The sequence below is a fragment of the Streptomyces sp. NPDC087420 genome (assembly GCF_044744165.1).
Lineage (GTDB): Bacteria > Actinomycetota > Actinomycetes > Streptomycetales > Streptomycetaceae > Streptomyces.
In genome coordinates, this window is sequence record NZ_JBIUXU010000014.1 from 147,979 (window position 1) to 167,932 (window position 19,954).

The 19,954-nt window shown below is 71.4% G+C and carries 15 protein-coding genes; 12 read left to right on the forward strand and 3 right to left on the reverse strand.

Translation table 11 applies throughout. The features are described from left to right. The 3 genes from rpmF (at position 1) to mutM (ending at position 2,129) form a co-directional block, all read left to right on the forward strand. Positions 1–174, forward strand: coding sequence for a 50S ribosomal protein L32 (rpmF, locus tag ACIO1C_RS28245; RefSeq protein ID WP_003965982.1), 174 nt, complete (start codon positions 1–3; stop codon positions 172–174). A gap of 19 nt (positions 175–193) precedes the next feature. Next, positions 194–1,138 carry a ribonuclease III gene (gene rnc, locus ACIO1C_RS28250; protein ID WP_401868417.1) on the forward strand — a complete coding sequence of 315 codons (945 nt, stop codon included), beginning with the start codon at positions 194–196 and terminating at the stop codon, positions 1,136–1,138. A 130-nt stretch (positions 1,139–1,268) separates the two neighbouring features. Continuing rightward, entirely contained in the window at positions 1,269–2,129 is an 861-nt protein-coding gene (gene mutM, locus ACIO1C_RS28255) for a bifunctional DNA-formamidopyrimidine glycosylase/DNA-(apurinic or apyrimidinic site) lyase (RefSeq protein WP_401868420.1), read from the forward strand. A 51-nt stretch (positions 2,130–2,180) separates the two neighbouring features. Here the strand turns inward: mutM and ACIO1C_RS28260 are convergent, their stop codons facing one another. Beyond that, complete coding sequence (locus ACIO1C_RS28260) at positions 2,181–3,086, reverse strand: CAP domain-containing protein (RefSeq protein WP_401868423.1); 906 nt, start codon at positions 3,084–3,086, stop codon at positions 2,181–2,183. Between the two features lie 146 nt (positions 3,087–3,232). Between ACIO1C_RS28260 and ACIO1C_RS28265 the strand changes: the two genes are divergently transcribed. The 4 genes from ACIO1C_RS28265 to ACIO1C_RS28280 all read left to right on the forward strand — a co-directional run bounded on the left by ACIO1C_RS28265 (position 3,233) and on the right by ACIO1C_RS28280 (position 9,739). Then, positions 3,233–3,514 (forward strand): acylphosphatase, encoded by a 282-nt coding sequence (locus ACIO1C_RS28265; RefSeq protein WP_401868426.1) that lies wholly within the window; start codon positions 3,233–3,235, stop codon positions 3,512–3,514. Between the two features lie 388 nt (positions 3,515–3,902). After that, positions 3,903–4,121 carry a hypothetical protein gene (locus ACIO1C_RS28270; RefSeq protein ID WP_401868428.1) on the forward strand — a complete coding sequence of 73 codons (219 nt, stop codon included), beginning with the start codon at positions 3,903–3,905 and terminating at the stop codon, positions 4,119–4,121. A 219-nt stretch (positions 4,122–4,340) separates the two neighbouring features. Continuing rightward, positions 4,341–8,204: an AAA family ATPase gene (locus tag ACIO1C_RS28275; protein ID WP_401868431.1), complete on the forward strand. Its 3,864-nt coding sequence runs from the start codon at positions 4,341–4,343 to the stop codon at positions 8,202–8,204. Positions 8,205–8,320: 116 nt separating this feature from the next. Then, the gene (locus ACIO1C_RS28280; RefSeq protein ID WP_401868433.1) at positions 8,321–9,739 is read left to right on the forward strand and encodes a sugar porter family MFS transporter; all 1,419 of its coding nucleotides are present in this window, start codon (positions 8,321–8,323) and stop codon (positions 9,737–9,739) included. Here ACIO1C_RS28280 and ACIO1C_RS28285 read toward each other — a convergent pair. Further along, positions 9,652–11,214, reverse strand: coding sequence for a purine-cytosine permease family protein (locus ACIO1C_RS28285; RefSeq protein WP_401868436.1), 1,563 nt, complete (start codon positions 11,212–11,214; stop codon positions 9,652–9,654). The two genes, ACIO1C_RS28280 and ACIO1C_RS28285, sit on opposite strands and share 88 nt — an antisense overlap. A 181-nt stretch (positions 11,215–11,395) precedes the next feature. Between ACIO1C_RS28285 and ftsY the strand changes: the two genes are divergently transcribed. Next, a complete protein-coding gene (gene ftsY, locus ACIO1C_RS28290; protein ID WP_401868439.1) occupies positions 11,396–12,634 on the forward strand; it encodes a signal recognition particle-docking protein FtsY in 1,239 nt (412 codons plus the stop codon). A 341-nt stretch (positions 12,635–12,975) separates the two neighbouring features. Here the strand turns inward: ftsY and ACIO1C_RS28295 are convergent, their stop codons facing one another. Then, a complete protein-coding gene (locus ACIO1C_RS28295) occupies positions 12,976–13,548 on the reverse strand; it encodes a bifunctional DNA primase/polymerase (protein WP_401868442.1) in 573 nt (190 codons plus the stop codon). A 427-nt stretch (positions 13,549–13,975) separates the two neighbouring features. Between ACIO1C_RS28295 and ACIO1C_RS28300 the strand changes: the two genes are divergently transcribed. The 4 genes from ACIO1C_RS28300 (at position 13,976) to ACIO1C_RS28315 (ending at position 19,815) form a co-directional block, all read left to right on the forward strand. Continuing rightward, entirely contained in the window at positions 13,976–15,460 is a 1,485-nt protein-coding gene (locus ACIO1C_RS28300; RefSeq protein WP_401868444.1) for a hypothetical protein, read from the forward strand. Positions 15,461–15,725: 265 nt separating this feature from the next. Beyond that, on the forward strand, positions 15,726–17,003 hold the full coding sequence (locus tag ACIO1C_RS28305) for an ammonium transporter (protein ID WP_327234281.1): 1,278 nt from the start codon (positions 15,726–15,728) through the stop codon (positions 17,001–17,003). Further along, positions 17,000–17,338 (forward strand): P-II family nitrogen regulator, encoded by a 339-nt coding sequence (locus tag ACIO1C_RS28310; RefSeq protein WP_167026465.1) that lies wholly within the window; start codon positions 17,000–17,002, stop codon positions 17,336–17,338. The genes ACIO1C_RS28305 and ACIO1C_RS28310 overlap by 4 nt, the downstream gene beginning before the upstream one ends. A gap of 17 nt (positions 17,339–17,355) precedes the next feature. Next, a complete protein-coding gene (locus ACIO1C_RS28315) occupies positions 17,356–19,815 on the forward strand; it encodes a [protein-PII] uridylyltransferase (protein ID WP_401868448.1) in 2,460 nt (819 codons plus the stop codon). Positions 19,816–19,954: the final 139 nt, after the last annotated feature.

A 19,954-nucleotide genomic window follows, 5' to 3' on the forward strand; every position in this document is an offset into this window, starting at 1 on the left:
GTGGCTGTTCCGAAGCGGAAGATGTCGCGCAGCAACACGCGCCACCGCCGGTCGCAGTGGAAGGCTGCGGTCCCCACCCTGGTGTCGTGCGAGCGCTGCCAGGAGCCGAAGCTCCAGCACATCGCGTGCCCGAGCTGTGGCACGTACAACAAGCGCCAGGTCCTCGAGGTCTGAGCGGCTGGTGAGAGGCACGATGTCTGAACTGTCCACTGCCAAGAAGCAGGCAGACAACGTCAGTACGGCCTCGTCCCCCACGCTTCTGGAAGGGCGGCTCGGCTATCAGCTGGAGTCCGCCCTTCTGGTGCGTGCGCTGACCCATCGTTCGTTCGCGTACGAGAACGGCGGTCTGCCCACCAACGAGCGGCTCGAATTCCTCGGGGATTCGGTGCTCGGCCTGGTGGTCACGGACACGCTGTACCGCACCCATCCCGACCTGCCTGAAGGCCAGCTGGCCAAATTGCGGGCCGCGGTGGTCAACTCGCGTGCGCTGGCGGAAGTGGGCCGCGGCCTGGAACTCGGCTCCTTCATCCGGCTCGGCCGGGGCGAAGAGGGCACGGGTGGCCGGGACAAGGCTTCCATCCTCGCCGACACCCTTGAAGCGGTGATCGGCGCCGTCTATCTCGACCAGGGTCTCGACGCGGCCTCGGAGCTGGTGCACCGGCTCTTCGACCCGCTCATCGAGAAGTCCTCCAACCTCGGAGCCGGCCTGGACTGGAAGACCAGTCTCCAGGAGCTCACCGCGGCGGAGAGTCTCGGGGTTCCCGAGTATCTCGTCACGGAAACCGGCCCCGATCACGAAAAGACCTTCACTGCTGCCGCCCGCGTCGGTGGTGTCTCGTACGGCACCGGCACCGGCCGCAGCAAGAAGGAAGCGGAACAGCAGGCGGCGGAGTCCGCGTGGCGGTCGATCAGGGCCGTGGCGGACGAACGGGCGGCGGCGGAGAAGAACGTCGTGCACATCGAAGGGGCCGACCCGGCCCCGGAGACCCCGGGGGTTGTTCCCGGGGACGTGGCGCCGTCCGGCTCCGACAACGGCCCGGCTTCCGACAACGGCTCGGGCTCCGGCTCCGGGCACGGCATCGATCCCGACGCCGTGGTCCCGGCCGATCCCGCTTCCGCGGACGCGGCCAAGGCCTGACCGGCGGTACGGTCAGCCGTACGGTCCTTCCTGGTACGCCCCTCGCGCCGCACCCCGGCGTGAGGGGCGTCGCCCGTTCCGCTCCTGTCCTGTCCGGCCTGTCCCGTCCCGCTGTCCGCGAGGAGTCCCCGTGCCCGAGCTGCCCGAGGTCGAAGTGGTACGGCGCGGTCTGGAGCGCTGGGTCAGCGGCCGGACCGTTGCCGAGACCGACGTACTGCATCCGCGCGCGGTACGGCGCCACCTCGCCGGCGGCGAGGACTTCGCGGCCCGCATCAAGGGCCACACCATCGGCACGGCCCGCCGGCGCGGCAAATACCTCTGGCTCCCGCTCGCCGACACCGACGCCTCGATCCTCGGCCACCTCGGCATGAGCGGTCAGCTCCTCGTCCAGCCGGAGACCACGCCCGACGAGAAACACCTGCGGATCCGGATCCGGTTCGCCGACTCCCTCGGCACCGAACTGCGCTTCGTCGACCAGCGCACCTTCGGCGGGCTCTCCCTGCACGACAACTCTCCCGACGGCCTGCCCGACGTCATCGCGCACATCGCCAGGGACCCCCTGGACCCGGCCTTCGACGACGACGCGTTCTACCGGGCGCTGCGCCTGCGCCGTACGACCGTCAAGCGCGCGCTCCTGGACCAGTCACTGATCAGCGGCGTCGGCAACATCTACGCGGACGAGGCGCTCTGGCGCGCCAAGCTCCACTACGAACGCCCCACCGCGACCCTGCCCCGGCCGCGCGCCGTCGAGCTGCTCGGCCATGCGCGGGACGTGATGAACGGGGCGCTCGCGGTCGGCGGCACCAGCTTCGACAGCCTGTACGTCAACGTGAACGGCGAATCGGGTTACTTCGACCGGTCGCTGGACGCGTACGGGCGGGAGGGCGAGCCGTGCCGGCGCTGCGGCACCCCCATCCGGCGCAGGCCGTGGATGAACCGCTCCAGCTATTTCTGCCCGCACTGCCAGCGCCCGCCGCGTGCGGCGGTGTAGGCCGTTCTGCGCAGGTCGTTCTGTGCGGGTGGTTCTGTGCGGGTGGTTCTGTCAGAACCCGAAGTCCTGGGTCCACCACGGGCCGCCCGTGGCGGTGTGCACCCCTACGCCCAACCGGGTGTAGTCGCAGTTCAGTATGTTCGCGCGGTGGCCCTCGCTGTTCATCCACGAGTCCATCACCGCCTGGGCGTCGGCCTGACCCCTGGCTATGTTCTCGCCGCCGAGCTTCTGCACCCCGGCCTGGTCCGCGCGGTCCCAGGGACTCTTCCCGTCGGGGTCCGTGTGGTCGAAGAAGCCGCGCGCGGCCATGTCCTCGCTGAAGTCCTGCGCCAGCCCGGCCAGCGAGGCGTCGGCCTTGACCGGGGAGCACCCGGCTTTCGCCCGCTCCTCGTTCACCAGGGAGAGGACGGCGGTCGCGGCGGACGCCGCCACGGGCCCCTGCCCCTGGCTCTCCGCCGCGCGCCGGGTCGTCTGCTCGGGCTCCGGGGCCTGCCGCGCGGGGGCCTCGGTCTTCTTCGTCCCGGGCGCCCGGGTGACCGGGGCCTTCGCCTTCTTCGACGCGTCGGCCGACGGCTTCGACGGGGTGGCGGCGGGCTTCTTGGCCGGGGTGGTCGGCACCCGGCCCGGTGTGGAGGGCGAGGCGGAGACGGAGGCGGACGGGAATTCCGTGGGCTCGGCGGAGGCGCCGCCCTGCTCCAGCAGCTCCGGGGCGCCCTCGGTGCGTACCTGCTCACCGGTCGGCCCACCGCCTACGTTGTACTGGTCACCGCCGGGCAGCAGACCCGAGGCCACCGCCACCGCGCCGACGGCCATGGCCGCCGAGGCGCCGAGCAGTCCGGTCCTCACGGGGGCGGCGACCCGCCGCTTCCGGCGTGCACCACCCCGGTGCCTGCCTGCCGTGACGTCCGCGTAGTCAACAGCGGCGGGTACGGCGGCGGAGCGCGAATGGCGTCCCATCGACTGTGCCTTCCTCATGCTCTCGACATGATCTTGATAGCAACGTGCCTCACCCTTACGAGTGAGGCTCATTGTGACCGGACTGTAGCCCATGGCGTCCGGGGCCGCCGTGTCGTACGGCCGATTGCCGGGGATAGCGTGTGGCCGTGAATGACGACGTACGGCTCACCGCGTGGGTCCGCGGGCGAGTACAGGGAGTGGGCTTCCGCTGGTTCACCAGGGCGAACGCGCTGGAGATCGGCGGGCTGACCGGATTTGCCCTCAACCTCGACGACGGCCGGGTGCAGGTGGTGGCGGAAGGGGCGCGTGAGAAGTGCCACGGCCTCCTGGAGTGGCTGCGCTCGGACGACACACCCGGACGGGTCGACGGTGTGACGGAGATATGGGGCACAGCGCGCGGTGGCTACGAGACCTTCGCGATCCGCTGAGCCGGCCGTCCGGGAGGGCGTCCCGGGCACCGGCCGGGCGGCCGACGTATGCCCGCGGCACCCGCCGACGTCAGCATTGACCTGGTGGTTGCCAAAAATGGCCCCGCCGTGCGAGGCTGCGCGATTAACGAAGATCTCCACGCCCGCAGGGGCCCGTGGGTGAGGCGGTGCCGCGTTCCAGCGGCCGTGCCCCCCGGGCCGACGGCCTGCACGGGCGGTGATCGTGTTGACCGTCAAACTTTTTGGTGAGACCCTGGAATCCCCGCGCACCTTAGCTGTTTGGCAGTAAGAACCGCAGTGGAGCAAGCACTGTCAGGCATCGCGGGTGCGATTTCCCCTATGACCCAACCGCATACGGTCGGTCACTCAGTGTGGAGGACCATCCATCATGGCAAAGGCGCTTCTCGGTTACGTCGGCGGTTCCGACCCGCGACTCCTCGCCGAGATGCGACGGCTTCAGCAGCGCGTCCAGGACCTCGAATCCGAGCTCGTACGGATCCAGTCCGAGAACGACGCGTTGAACGCCGCCGTTGCACAGCACCCTGGAGACTCGTTGTTCGAGAACATGGACATCGAGGTACACCAGGGGGAGCCTGCGCTCACCTGATGACAGCCCCCGTCGGGGCCAGGTGAGTCACACTCACGCAGATTCGGCACCATTCAGCAAGATATGCAAGGGACGCTTCGGCGTCCCTTCTTTCTTTCCATCTTCCGCTGTACACAGCGAGGTTGACCGTACGACGCCCTTTCCTAAGGTCTGATGTGCCCTGCGCGTTCGGCGGCGAAACCGCCGGACGGCGACGGGAGCGGGGTAAAGTCCGGCGGCGTGCACCTCAAGGCCATGACCCTGCGCGGGTTCAAATCCTTCGCGTCCGCCACGACACTGCGCTTCGAGCCGGGCATCACCTGTGTGGTGGGCCCGAATGGCTCCGGTAAATCGAACGTCGTGGACGCGCTGTCCTGGGTCATGGGCGAACAGGGAGCGAAATCGCTGCGCGGCGGAAAGATGGAGGACGTGATCTTCGCCGGGACGACCGGGCGGCCACCGCTCGGCCGCGCCGAGGTCTCGCTCACGATCGACAACTCCGACGGCGCGCTGCCCATCGACTACGCGGAAGTCACCATTACGCGGATCATGTTCCGTAACGGCGGCAGCGAATACCAGCTCAACGGGGACACCTGCCGGCTTCTCGACATCCAGGAACTCCTCTCCGACTCCGGTATCGGCCGTGAGATGCACGTGATCGTCGGACAGGGCCAGCTCGATTCCGTCCTGCACGCCGATCCGATGGGCCGCCGGGCCTTCATCGAGGAGGCGGCGGGCGTACTCAAACACCGCAAGCGCAAGGAGAAGGCGCTGCGGAAACTGGATTCGATGCAGGCGAACCTGGCACGCGTGCAGGACCTCACCGACGAGCTGCGCCGCCAGCTCAAGCCGCTCGGGCGGCAGGCGGCGGTGGCCCGGCGGGCGGCCGTCATCCAGGCCGACCTGCGCGACGCCCGGCTGCGGCTGCTGGCCGACGATCTCGTACGGCTGCGCGAGGCGCTGCGTACGGAGATCGCGGACGAGGCCGAGCTGAAGCAGCGCAAGGAGGAGGCCGAAGGGCGGCTCAAGGCGGCGCTGACGCGGGAGACCGAGCTGGAGGACGAGGTACGGCGCCTCGCGCCCCGGCTCCAGCGGGCCCAGCAGACCTGGTACGAGCTGTCCCAGCTGGCGGAGCGGGTACGGGGCACGATCTCGCTGGCCGACGCGCGGGTGAAGAGCGCGACCGCGCCGCCCACGGACGACCGGCGCGGGCGTGAGCCCGAGGACATGGAGCGGGAGGCCGCCAGGATCCGCGAGCAGGAGGCGGAGCTGGAGGCCGCGCTGGAGGCGGCCGAGCACGCGCTGGAGGACACCGTGGCGCACCGCTCGGAGCTGGAGCGGGCGCTGGCGGTGGAGGAACGCCGCCTCAAGGACGTGGCGCGGGCGATCGCGGACCGGCGCGAGGGGCTGGCGCGGCTGGCGGGGCAGGTCAACGCGGCGCGGGGGCGGGCCGCGTCCGCGCAGGCCGAGATCGGGCGGCTGGCGGAGGCGAGGGACGCGGCGGGGGAGCGGGCGGCGGCGGCGCGGGAGGAGTACGAACAGCTCAAGGCCGAGGTCGACGGGCTGGACGCCGAGGACGAGGAGCTGGCGGAGCGGTACGCGGCGGCCCGGGAGGCGCTGGCCGGGGCGGAAGCGGCGCTGAGCGTGGCGCGGGAGGCCGCGACGGCCACGGACCGCGAACGCGCGGCGGTCGCGGCGCGCCACGACGCGCTCGCCCTGGGGCTGCGCCGCAAGGACGGCTCCGGCGCGCTGCTCGCCGCCCGCGACCAGCTCACGGGCCTGCTCGGCCCGGCCGCCGAGCTGCTGACGGTGACCCCGGGCCACGAGATCCCGGTGGCGGCGGCGCTGGGGGCGGCGGCGGACGCGATCGCGGTGTCCACGCCGGGGGTGGCGGCGGACGCGATCCGCTTGCTGCGGGCGCGGGACGGGGGCCGGGCGTCGCTGCTCCTGGCGGGGCCCGTGGGCGGGGTGCCGGCGCAGGCGGGCGCGGTGGTGCCCGTGCCGGGGCACGGTACGGTCCCGGCCCAGGCGGCCAGCACGGAGGACGCCCCCGAGTCCGAGCTTGCGAGGCCTGCGGCCCCGCTGTGTCCTCAATCGCCGGACGGGCTTGAAAGGGCTCCATCGCCGGAAACGCTGGGCAGGGGAGCCAATCAAGCCCGTCCGGCGATTGAGGACGTCTTTTCCGCCGAAGGCGGTGGCCCGCGTGCAGGGGGTGCCGACGGTTCTGTCGCGGCGGGTGCGGATCAAGCCCGTCCGGCGATTGAGGACATCCTTTCCGCCGAAGGCGGCGGCACGCGTGCGCGGCGCGTTGTCGAGCTCGTGCGGGGGCCCCGCGAGCTCATGGTCGCCGTGAGCCATCTCGTCCGGGACATCGTCGTCGTCGGCACCCTCGAAGACGCCGAGGAACTGATCGCCGCCGCCCCCGGCCTCGTCGCCGTGACCGCCGACGGCGACCTCCTCGGCGCGCACTTCGCGCACGGCGGCTCCGCGGGCGCGCCCAGCCTGCTGGAGGTCCAGGCCTCCGTGGACGAGGCCGCCACCGCCCTCCGCGACCTGGACGTCCGCAGCGAGGAGCTGGCGGAGGCGCAGGCAGGAGCCACCGCCACCCGCGCCGAGTGCGCCGCGCTCGTCGAGGAGCTGGGCGACCTCCGCCGCGCCGCCGACCGCGCGAAGTCCGCCGTGTCCGGACAGCTCGGCCGCCTCTCCGGGCAGGCCCGTGGCGCCGAAGGGGAGGCCGAGCGCACCGCGTCCGCCGCCGCCAAGGCCCAGGACGCCCTGGAGCGCGCCACCGAGGAGGCCGAGGAACTGGCCGAACGGCTCCTCGTCGCCCAGGAGGCCGGGGACGGCGCGGAGGACGAGCCCGACACCTCCGTACGGGACAGACTCGCCGCCGACGGGGCCAACGCCCGCCAGACCGAGATGGAGGCGCGCCTCCAGGTCCGTACCCACGAGGAACGGGTCAAGGGCCTCGCCGGCCGCGCGGAGGCCCTCGACCGGGGGGCGCGCGCCGAGCGCGAGGCGCGGGCGCGCGCCGAGCAGCGCCGCGCGAGGCTGCGCCACGAGGCCCGCGTCGCCGGAGCCGTCGCGTCCGGCGCCCGCCAGCTGCTCGCGCACGTCGAGGTCTCCGTCGTCCGCGCGGAGGCGGAACGCGCCGCCGCCGAGGCGGCCAAGGCCGAGCGCGAGCGGGAGCTGGTCACCGAGCGCACCCGTGGCCGGGACCTCAAGGCCGAGCTGGACAAGCTGACCGACTCCGTCCACCGCGGCGAGGTCCTCGGCGCCGAGAAGCGCATGCGCATCGAGCAGCTGGAGGCCAAGGCACTGGAGGAGCTGGGCATAGAGCCGGCCGGGCTGGTCGCGGAGTACGGCCCCGACCAGCTCGTACCGCCGTCCCCGCCCGCCGAGGGCGAGACGCTGCCCGACGATCCCGAAGACCCCCGGAACCGGCCGCGGCCCTACGCCCGCGCCGAGCAGGAGAAGCGGCTCAAGGCGGCCGAGCGGGCGTACCAGCAGCTCGGGAAGGTGAACCCGCTCGCCCTGGAGGAGTTCGCCGCGCTGGAGGAACGCCACCAGTTCCTCTCCGAGCAGCTCGAAGACCTCAAGAAGACCCGGACGGACCTGCTCCTCGTGGTGAAGGAGGTCGACGAGCGGGTCGAGCAGGTCTTCACCGAGGCGTACCGCGACACGGCACGGGAGTTCGAGGGCGTGTTCTCCCGGCTCTTCCCCGGCGGCGAGGGCCGGCTGATCCTCACCGACCCCGACCACATGCTCACCACCGGCGTCGACGTCGAGGCCAGGCCGCCGGGCAAGAAGGTCAAGCGGCTCTCCCTGCTCTCCGGCGGCGAACGCTCCCTGACCGCCGTGGCCCTGCTGGTCTCCATCTTCAAGGCCAGGCCCAGCCCGTTCTACGTGATGGACGAGGTGGAGGCGGCCCTGGACGACACCAACCTCCAGCGGCTGATCCGCATCATGCAGGAACTCCAGGAGAGCTCCCAGCTGATCGTGATCACCCATCAGAAACGCACGATGGAGGTCGCGGACGCGCTGTACGGCGTCTCCATGCAGGGCGACGGCGTCTCCAAGGTCATCAGCCAGCGGCTCCGCTGACGGTTGAGTTTTCACCCAACCGGCGGGTGTTGCAGCGGGGAATGATGCCCCGTTATGCGCCACTGTGGGGGATCGCCCCCCCACACCCGGCGACGCCGGGGGCTCCAGGAGTTCACGTGACCAGCACAACGAAGGTGCAGCCGTCCGACGGCAACGCCCCCCGCCCTGACCACCTCCGCCACGTCATCTACATCACGACGGCCGCGGCGATGGGCGGATTCCTCTTCGGCTACGACAGCTCCGTGATCAACGGCGCCGTCCAGGGCATCCGCGGCCGCTACAACATCGGTTCGCTGCCGCTCGCCCAGGTCGTCGCCGTCGCCCTGCTCGGGTCCGCGATCGGCGCGGCCACCGCCGGCCGGATCGCCGACCGGATCGGCCGCCTCCTCTGCATGCGGATCTCCTCGGTCCTGTTCACGATCAGCGCGGTCGGCTCCGCCCTGCCCTTCGACATCTACGACCTCGCGGTGTGGCGGGTCATCGGTGGCTTCGCGATCGGGATGGCCTCGGTGATCGGCCCCGCGTACATCGCGGAGGTGTCGCCCGCCGCGTACCGGGGCCGGTTCGGCTCCTTCCAGCAGGGCGCCATCGTGCTCGGCATCGCCATCTCGCAGCTGGTGAACTACGGCATCCTCCAGCTCGCCGACGGCGACCAGCGCGGAAACCTCGCCGGTCTTGAGGCGTGGCAGTGGATGCTCGGGGTGATGGTCGTCCCGGCGATCTCGTACGGCGTGCTGTCCTTCACGATCCCCGAGTCGCCCCGCTACCTGATCTCCGTGGGCCGGGAGGTGGAGGCGAAGAGGGTGCTCGCCTCGGTCGAGGACAACAACGTCGACCTGGACGCGCGGGCCGGGGAGATCGAGCTGGCGATGCGCCGGGAGCACAAGTCGACCTTCAGGGACCTGCTCAACGGCCGTAACTTCCTGCCCATCGTGTGGGTCGGCATCGGACTGTCGGCCTTCCAGCAGCTGGTCGGCATCAACGTCGCCTTCTACTACTCGGCGACGCTCTGGCAGTCCGTCGGGATCAACCCGTCCAGCTCGTTCCTCTACTCCTTCACGACCTCGATCGTGAACATCATCGGCACGATCATCGCGATCTCGCTGGTGGACCGGGTGGGCCGCAAGCCGCTGGCGATCGTCGGATCCTGCGGCATGACGGTCGCCCTGGCCTTCGAGGCCTGGGCGTTCTCCGCCCACCTCGTGAACGGCAAGCTCCCCACCACCGAGGGCACGACGGCCCTGGTCGCGGCGCATGTCTTCGTGCTCTTCTTCGCGCTGTCCTGGGGGGTCGTCGTCTGGGTCTTCCTCGGCGAGATGTTCCCCAACAAGATCCGGGCAGCGGCGCTGGGCGTCGCGGCCTCGGCGCAGTGGATCGCCAACTACGCCATCACCGCGAGCTTCCCGAGCCTCTCCGCGGACTGGAGCCTCTCGGGGACGTACATCATCTACGCCTGTTTCGCGGCGCTGTCGCTGCCCTTCGTGCTGATCTTCGTCAAGGAGACCAAGGGCAAGACACTGGAGGAGATGGGGTAGGGCGCGTCCTCGGGCGTGTCGGCCTTCTGGGCGCCGGCGCTGGTACGCGTGCCGGCGCTGGTACGGGTACGGGCGCGGGGCAGGACCGTGTACAGCGCCGCCGCCACCACGGTCGTCGCCACCCAGCCGAGCCCGTTCGCGCCGATCCAGGTGGACGCGAGCGGCCCGGAGAACCACTCGACGTCCGTGAACAGCAGCCCGGCCACCAGCGCGGCGGCCCACGCCACCAGCGCCGAGGGCGCGAAGCCGCGGCGGTACCAGTACGCGCCGGAGGGGGTCGCGTCCATCAGCCCCGCCGCGTCGTACGTACGGCGGCGCAGCATGTCCGTGCCGAAGACGCCGATCCACGCCGAGAAGGCCACCGCGAGCAGGGTGAGGAATGAGACGAACGAGCCGAGGAAGCTGGTCGCCACCACCATGAGCAGGAAGCCGAGGACCAGGCTGATCACCGCGTTCACGCTGACGGCCCAGGCACGCGGCACCCTGATGCCCAGGGTCTGCGCGGTGAAGCCCGCCGAGTACATCGACATCGCGTTGATCAGCACCATGCCGACCAGCGCCATCAGCAGGTACGGCACGGCGATCCAGGCCGGCAGCAGCCCGCCGATGAAGGAGACCGGGTCGCGGGCGTGCGCCAGGCCGGGCGTGCCGACCGCCATCACCGCGCCCATCACCACCAGGGGCAGCACCACGACGGCCGCCCCGCCGATCGTCCGGCCGACCATGGCCCGGCCCGAGGTGGAGCGGGGCAGGTAGCGGGTGAAGTCGGGCCCCGTGGGGGCCCAGCTGAGGCCGCCGGCCGCGAGGGTGCCGATGCCGGCGATCATCGCCGCCGTCGACCCGGCGGGCCGCGAGAAGACCGCCGACCAGTCCGTGTGCCCGATCAGATACACCAGCACCAGCGCGCTGAACGCGCCGAAGAGATACGCCGCCCACCTGCTGCACACCCGCAGAGCCTTGATGCCCAGGCCCGAGACGAGGAAGGTACCGGCGACGAAGAACAGCAGTGTCACCACGATCAGGGGGGTGCTGGATCTGACGCCGAAGAGCAGGTCGAGGACCGTCAGGACCGCGTAGGCGCCGGTGACCGCGTTGATCGTCTCCCAGCCCCAGCGGGCGACCCAGATGAGGGAGCCGGGGAAGAGGTTCCCGCGCCGCCCGAAGACCGCCCGGGAGAGCGCCATGCCCGGTGAACCACCGCGCTTTCCGGCCAGCGAGATCAGCCCGACCAAGCCGTACGACACGGCGGGCGCCACGCACCCGACGATCAGCACCTGCCAGAGGTTCAGGCCGTTGAAGACGATCAGGCCCGCGCCCAGTGTGAGCAGCAGCACGCTGATGTTGGCGGCGACCCAGGTGGGGAAGAGTTCACGGACCCGGCCGGTGCGGGCCTCGTCGGGGACGGGCTCCAGACCGCGGGTCTCCAGCGCGCCCTCGGGCGCGGACGCGCCTTCGGAAGCGGAGGCGTGGGGCATGGGGGGCTCCGTACAGAGGTGGGGCTCCGGGTGAGCGGAGGCCGGTGAGCGGAGTCCGGGCAAACGGCCCAGAAGACCAATCTTGTACGTTCATCACAAAAAGGCCAAATCGCGACCGTGTTCTGTATGTGACCCTCCGGAACCGGGGAGCGGCGCGGTCGTGGCCGATACTGGGAGCGTTATGGAAATCGTCATCCTTGTTGTAGTCATCGCCCTGGTCGCGGTCGGCGCGATCAGCGGGCTCGTGGTCGGCAGCCGTAAGAAGAAGCAGCTGCCGCCCCGGGCGCCGTCGAGCTCGCCGACCCTCACAGCTCCGCCCGCCGAGCCACACGTCGGTGATGAGGCGGAGACGCCGCGCGACGAACCGCGCCGCACCATCGAGGAGGTCGGTCTCCCGGACGCCTCGGACGTCACGGGGACGCCGGTCGCCGTCGAGGACCCGGTGGTCGGCGCGCCGCCCGCCGTCGAGATCGAGATCCCCGAGCCGACCGCCGGCCGGCTGGTCCGGCTCCGCGCGCGGCTCTCCCGCTCGCAGAACTCCCTCGGCAAGGGGCTGCTCACGCTCCTGTCGCGCGAGCACCTGGACGACGACACCTGGGACGAGATCGAGGAGACGCTGCTCACGGCGGACGTCGGTGTCGCGCCCACCCAGGAGCTGGTCGGACGGCTCCGGGAGCGCGTGCGGGTGCTGGGCACCCGGACGCCCGGTGAGCTGCGCACGCTGCTGCGCGAGGAGCTGGTGGCGCTGCTGGACGTCGGCGCGGACCGGGAGGACTTCGACCGGACGGTCAGGACCGAGAGTGTCCTGGACACCCCGGCCGTCGTGATGGTCGTCGGGGTCAACGGCACCGGCAAGACCACCACCACGGGCAAGCTGGCGCGGGTGCTGGTCGCGGACGGGAAGTCGGTCGTGCTCGGCGCGGCGGACACGTTCCGCGCGGCGGCGGCGGACCAGCTCCAGACGTGGGGGCAGCGGGTCGGGGCCCGTACGGTACGGGGACCCGAGGGCGGCGACCCCGCGTCGGTGGCCTTCGACGCGGTCAAGGAGGGCATCGCGGAGGGCGCCGACGTGGTGCTCATCGACACCGCCGGGCGGCTGCACACCAAGACCGGGCTGATGGACGAGCTGGGCAAGGTCAAGCGGGTCGTGGAGAAGCACGGGCCGCTGGACGAGGTGCTGCTGGTGCTGGACGCGACGACCGGCCAGAACGGGCTGGTCCAGGCGCGGGTGTTCGCGGAGGTCGTGGACATCACCGGGATCGTGCTGACCAAGCTGGACGGCACCGCGAAGGGCGGCATCGTGATCGCGGTCCAGCGGGAGCTGGGCGTACCGGTGAAGCTGGTGGGCCTGGGCGAGGGCGCGGACGACCTGGCGCCGTTCGAGGCGGGGGCGTTCGTGGACGCGTTGATCGGCGACTAGCGCGTAGCGCTGCGCGGTGCGTTGCGGTTACTGATGTCCTCAAGCGCCGGACGGGCTTGGTTCGTCGTGGTGCGGGGGCCGGGGCCTCCGGAGGCACGTGTCCGGACTGCATGATTTACGGCGCGTGCGGCTCGGCTCTTCGCGTGCGGGGCGTGTGCGCCACAAATCACGCTTTACGTCCGGACACATGCCTCCTGCGGCCCCGGCCCCCTCGCGTCGGTGGGGTTGCGCAGGCAGGCCGCGTCGGGCAGCTCACGCGTTCAGGTCGGCATTTCAAGCCCGTCCGGCGATTGAGGACATACGCGCGAAGCGCGTGCGGGGACAGGGTGGTCCGCGCCGCCTCAGGCGGCTGAGCGGTGGCAGATGTACGCCAGTGTTCCCAGGAGCAGTCTTGCCTGGGGTGGGGTCGCCCCGGTGTCCAGCGACGGCGGGCGCAGCCAGCGGACCGGGCCGCGGCCCGGGATCTCGGTGGGCGGGGCCGGTACGTGGCCCGAGCCCTGGCAGCGCAGGTCCAGGCCCGCGTCGTCCCAGCCCATGCGGTAGAGCAGCTGGGGCAGTTCGGCCGCCGCCCCGGGCGCCACGAAGAAGTACGCGCGCCCGCAGGGGGTCGCCAGGACCGGGCCCAGGGGCAGTCCCATCCGCTCCAGGCGGACCAGGGCCCGGGAGCCGGCCGTGGCCGACACGTCGATGACGTCGAAGCTGCGGCCGACCGGCAGCAGGACCGGTGCTCCCGGGGACTCGGACCACACCTTGGTGACGTCGGCCAGCGTCGCGCCCGCCGGCACCTCGTCGCCCGGCCCGTCGGGCGAGCCGAGGGCGACGTCCCAGCCCCAGAGTCCCGTGTACTCCGCCACCGCCGTGCACTCCGTGGTGCCGCGGCCGCGGCGGCGCGTGCCGCCGATCGTGAAGCCCATACCCCCTCCAACGGGTCGAGTGCGCCGGTGGTTACGACTCGCAGTCTGCCCGTGACCCTCTGTGTTCGTCGGGTCGCTTCCGGCGGCGTACGGGAGCACTGGGGGTGGTGCGGCCCGCCGTACGCGCCCCGGCGCACACCGCTTCACCCGTTCCTGATCGTCGTCTGTCAAGTGAATCGCGACCGGCCGTGGGCGAGTTCATTCGAAGGGGTGGCGAATGGTGGCGTTTCTGGAATCACCCTCGCCGGACGGGTGATCGTAGGATTACTTTCGGTACACAGACCCCGGAGGAAAGTGCGACCACGGGTATGCCCGGGGCAACTCGGTTTCCTGTTCGAAGGGGGGCAACCTCCGGACAGGGAGCCACAACTCACGGCATTCTGATAGCGGTTCGCGTGACAGGGCTTGAGCGGATGGGGGCGTACCAGTGGGCGGCAGCGGCGCAAGCGGCACGAATTCAGGCAAGAGCCCGAACGGGCGGCTGGGCTCGTGGTTTGTGCGAAGCGGCTGGTCGAAGGGCGAACTCGCACGTCAAGTCAACCGCAGGGCCCGCGAGATGGGCGCCCATCACATCAGCACGGACACCTCGCGGGTACGGCGCTGGCTCGACGGAGAGCAGCCGCGCGAGCCCATTCCGCGCATCCTGTCCGAGCTGTTCTCGGAGCGTTTCGGCACCGTCGTCGCCGTCGAGGACCTCGGCCTGCGCTCCGCGCACCAGTCACCCTCGGTGTCCGGCGTCGACCTGCCCTGGGCGGGACCGCAGACCGTGTCGCTGCTCAGCGAGTTCTCGCGCAGCGACCTGATGCTGGCGCGGCGCGGCTTCCTCGGCTCCTCGCTGGCGCTGGCGGCGGGACCGTCCCTCGTCGAGCCCATGCAGCGCTGGCTGGTGCCCACGCCGGCCGTCGAGCGGGAGCGCCCCGTCCGGGAGGGCGGGGAGGACCTGGGCCCCCGCCCGTCCCGGCTCTCGCGGGCGGAGCTGGACCTGCTGGAGTCGACCACGGCCATGTTCCGGCAGTGGGACGCGCAGTGCGGCGGCGGGCTGCGGCGCAAGGCGGTCGTCGGGCAGCTGCACGAGGTGACCGACCTGCTCCAGGAGCCGCAGCCACAGGAGACGGCCCGGCGGCTGTTCCGGTGCGCCGCCGAACTGGCCGAGCTGGCCGGCTGGATGAGCTACGACGTGGGACTCCAGCCCAACGCCCAGAAGTATTTTGTCCTCGCGCTGCACGCCGCCAAGGAGGCGGGGGACAAGCCGCTCGGCTCGTACATCCTGTCCTCGATGAGCCGTCAGATGATCCATCTGGGCCGGCCCGACGACGCGCTGGAACTGATCCACCTCGCTCAGTACGGCAGCCGCGACTGCGCCACCTCCAGGACGCAGGCGATGCTGTATGCGATGGAGGCGCGGGCGTACGCGAATATGGGCCAGCCGAGCAAGTGCAAACGAGCCGTCCGGATGGCCGAGGACACCTTCTCCGACGTGGGCCTGGACGGCGAACCCGAGCCCGACTGGATCCGGTTCTTCTCCGAGGCCGAGCTGAACGGCGAGAACGCCCATTCGTACCGTGATCTGGCCTATGTCGCCGGCCGCAGCCCGACGTACGCCTCCCTCGCCGAGCCCGTCATGAGGCGCGCCGTCGAGCTCTTCGAGCACGACCGGGAGCACCAGCGGTCGTACGCGCTCAACCTCATCGGCATGGCGACCGTGCACCTCCTCAAGCGAGAGCCCGAGGAGTCGGCGGCCCTGGCCCAGACCGCCCTGGACGCGGCGAAGAAGGTGCGGTCGGAGCGGGTCAACAACCGGCTGCGCAAGACCGTCGACACCGCCGCGCGGGACTTCGGCGACGTCGCCGAGATCGCCTACCTCACCGACCGGCTCTCCACCCAACTGCCCGAGTCCGCCGAGGCGGTCTGAGTGGCACCCGGACTCCGGCCGCGGCCGTCACCCCGTACAGCCCGACACGGCTCCCCCGCCGCGAGGTCAGCAGGGTGACGGCCACGGCCGGTTTGCGATGTCCCGCGGTTCATCGGTACGTAACATGCAGGACGTCTTCGTCACTGCTGTGAAACATCCAGCGGCACTGACTGAAACGGCGCTGCGCCAATCTCCTCAGCACAGTCGGCCCAGACCCCCCTGAGCATCCGCACGGGCCGTTCCGACTTCCGAGGAGACGCTGGCCTTGAATGGCGCAGATACCGCATTCGTATTGATCAGTGCCGCGCTCGTCATGCTGATGACGCCCGGCCTGGCATTCTTCTACGGCGGCATGGTGCGGGTGAAGAGCGCCCTCAACATGCTCATGATGTCGATGAGCGCGCTCGCCGTCGTCAGCGTGCTGTGGGTCCTGTACGGGTACTCACTGACGTTCGGCGACGACATCGGCGGGGGGCTGCTCGGCAACTTCGACCACATCGGGCTGAAGGGCATCACGGCCGACACGCTGACCGGTGGCAAGGAAGGCATTCCCGTCTTCGCCTTCGCCCTGTTCCAGCTGATGTTCGCCGTGATCACCCCGGCGCTGATGAGCGGCGCACTCGCCGACCGCGTGAAATTCAGTTCCTGGACCCTGTTCATCGCGCTGTGGGTCAGCGTGGTGTATTTCCCGATCGCCCACTGGGTGTGGCAGTCCGACGGCTGGCTCTTCAAGCTGGGCGTGATCGACTTCGCCGGTGGTACGGCGGTCCACATCAACGCCGGTGTCGGCGGACTCGCCGCGGTCCTGGTCGTCGGCAAACGCATTGGATTCAAGAAGGACCCGATGCGCCCGCACAGCCTGCCGCTCGTCGTGCTCGGCGCCGGACTGCTGTGGTTCGGCTGGTTCGGCTTCAACGCCGGCTCGGCCCTGGCCGCCAACGGCACCGCCGCGATCATGGCGTTCAACACCCAGATCGCCACCGCCGCCGCGATGATCGGCTGGCTCGCCTACGAGCGCATCCGCCACGGTGCGTTCACCACCCTGGGCGCCGCTTCCGGCGCCGTCGCCGGCCTGGTCGCCATCACGCCGTCCGGCGCGGCGGTCAACCCGTTCGGCGCGCTGCTCATCGGCGTCGTGGCCGGTGCGATCTGCTCCTGGGCCGTCAGCCTCAAGTACAAGCTCGGCTACGACGACTCGCTGGACGTCGTCGGTGTCCACCTCGTCGGCGGTCTGATCGGCACCCTGCTCGTGGGCGTCCTCGCCATCAACGGCGTCGGCGGTCTCGACCAGCTCGGCAAGCAGGCCGTCGGAGCCTTCTCGGTGATGGCCTACTCCTTCGTCGTCACCTGGATCCTCGCCAAGCTCGTCGACAAGACGATCGGCTTCCGGGCGTCCGAGGACGACGAGACGAGCGGCGTCGACATGGCCTTCCACGCGGAGTCGGCCTATGACTTCAGTGCGCTGGGCGGCTCTCCCTCGGGCCGTAGTAGCGTCCCGGCCGACATCGCCGGAGCGGCGACGAACAAGAAGGTGGACGCATGAAGCTCATCACCGCAGTCGTGAAGCCACACCGGCTCGACGAGATCAAGGAGGCCCTCCAGGCCTTCGGGATCCAGGGGCTCACGGTCACGGAGGCCAGCGGGTACGGCCGGCAGCGCGGTCACACCGAGGTCTACCGGGGTGCGGAGTACACCGTCGACCTCGTTCCGAAGATCCGTATCGAGGTACTGGTCGAGGACAGCGACGCCGAAGAGCTCATCGAGGTAGTGGTCAAGGCCGCCCGAACCGGCAAGATCGGTGACGGCAAGGTATGGAGCGTTCCGGTCGACACGGCGGTCCGGGTACGGACCGGCGAACGCGGCCCCGACGCCCTCTGAGAGACGGGAACGACTGGGTGACGAGCCTCGAAGAGACAACCGAACAGGCAGACTCGGGACCCAGCGGCTATGCGGCGGCCCGGCTGCGCCTTCTCCAGGAGAAGGCGCGGTCCGGGCCGCCGCGGCGCGCCGCCCTCGCGAAACTGACCGACGCCTGGCTGAACGCGCTGTTCACCACCGCCGCGAGGGAAGCCGGCGTCCGGGGCGCGGCCCTCGTCGCCGTGGGCGGCTACGGACGGGGCGAGCTGTCCCCGCGCAGCGACCTCGACCTGCTGCTCCTGCACGACGGCAAGGCCGGCGCCCCCGCCATCGCGGCCCTCGCCGACCGCGTCTGGTACCCGGTGTGGGACCTGGGCCTGGCCCTGGACCACTCCGTGCGCACCCCCGCCGAGGCCCGCAAAACCGCGGGCGAGGACCTCAAGGTGCAGCTCGGGCTGCTCGACGCCCGGCACGTCGCCGGAGACCTGGGCCTCGTCACCGGCGTACGGACCGCGATCCTCGCCGACTGGCGCAACCAGGCCCCCAAGCGGCTGCCCGAACTCGACGAACTGTGCCGCGAACGGGCCGAACGCCAGGGCGAACTGCAATTCCTCCTCGAACCGGACCTCAAGGAGGCCAGGGGCGGCCTGCGCGACGCCACCGCCCTGCGTGCCGTCGCCGCGTCCTGGCTCGCCGACGCCCCCCGCGAAGGCCTCTCCGACGCCCGCAGACGCCTGCTGGACGCCCGCGACGCCCTGCACCTGACCACCGGACGCGCCACCGACCGGCTCGCCCTCCAGGAGCAGGACTCCGTCGCGGCCGAACTGGGCCTGCTGGACGCCGACGCCCTGCTGCGCCAGGTGTACGAAGCCGCCCGCACGGTCTCGTACGCCTCCGACGTCACCTGGCGCGAGGTCAACCGCGTGCTGCGCTCCCGGGGCGCCAGGCCCCGCCTGCGCGCCATGCTCGGCACCAAACCCGCGCCCGAGCGCACCCCCCTCGCCGAAGGGGTGGTCGAGCAGGACGGCGAGGTCGTCCTCGCCCGTACCGCACGCGTGGAACGCGACCTCGTGCTGCCGCTGCGGGCTGCGGCCGCCGCCGCCCAGGCGGGGCTGCCGATCTCCCTGCACGCCGTACGCCGCCTCGCCGCCGCCGCGAAGCCCCTGCCGGTGCCCTGGCCCGCCGAGGCCCGCGAGGAACTCGTCAAACTGCTCGGCGCGGGCGAGTCCACCGTCCCCGTGTGGGAGGCACTCGAAGCCGAAGGGCTGATCACCCAGCTCCTGCCCGACTGGGAGCGGGTCCGCTGCCGGCCCCAGCGCAACCCCGTCCACACCTGGACCGTCGACCGCCACCTCGTGGAGACCGCCGTCCAGGCCTCCTCCCTGACCCGCCGCGTCCACCGGCCCGACCTGCTCCTCGTCAGCGCCCTGCTGCACGACATCGGCAAGGGCTGGCCCGGCGACCACTCCGTGGCCGGCGAGGTCATCGCCCGCGACGTCGCCTCACGCATCGGCTTCGACCGCGACGACATGGCCGTCATCGCCACCGTCGTACGCCACCACCTCCTCCTCATCGACACCGCCACCCGGCGCGACCTGGACGACCCCGCGACGGTCAGCTCCGTCGCCGGCCGGGTCGGCTCCCTCGGCACCCTGGAACTGCTCCACGCCCTGACCGAGGCCGACGCGCTGGCCACCGGGCCCGCGGCCTGGTCCACCTGGCGCGCCGGACTCGTCTCCGACCTGGTGCAACGGGTCGCCGCCGTCCTCACGGGCGACGAGGTCCCCGAGCCCGAACCCACCGCGCCCAGCGCCGAACAGGAACGCCTCGCCGTCGAGGCGCTGCGCACCGGCGAACCCGTCCTCGCCCTGCACGCCCCGCAGACCGAGCCCCCGCCCGACGAGGAACTCGACGCCGAACCCGAACCGGTCGGCGTCGAACTCCTCATCGCCCTGCGCGACCAGCCGGGCGTCCTGCCCGCCGCGGCCGGCGTGCTCGCCCTGCACCGGCTCACCGTCCGGGCGGCCGACCTGCGGGCCATAGAGCTCCCCACGGAGCTGGGCGAGCGCTCGGACGTCCTGCTGCTGAGCTGGCGGGTGGCCGCCGAGTACGGCTCCCTCCCGCAGGCCTCCCGGCTGCGCGCCGACCTCGTACGGGCCCTGGACGGCACGCTGGACATCCCCGCCCGGCTCGCCGAGCGCGAGGCCGCCTACCCCAGGCGCCGGGGCGTGAAGGCCCCACCGCCCCGGGTGACCGTCGCCCCGACGGCCTCCCGGCACGCCACGGTCATCGAGGTACGCGCCCAGGACGCCCCGGGACTGCTGCACCGCATCGGCCGCGCGCTGGAGGAGGCGGCGGTACGGGTCCGCAGCGCCCACGTCTCGACCCTCGGCGCGAACGCCGTGGACACCGTCTACGTCACCCGCGCGGACGGGTCCCGACTGCCGGAGGCGGACGCGGCGGCCCTGGCGAAGTCCCTGGAGGAAGCGCTGAGGTGAGCGAGGACCGGCCTTCTCGCTCCCGGTAAGGCGCCCTCGTCCACGGATTTCCGGCGGGCGAGGGCGCCGCGCTGGTTCAGGCAGATACCCTGGAGGGCGATCTACCCGCCCGCCCCCGACCCGAGGATTCGCGACCACC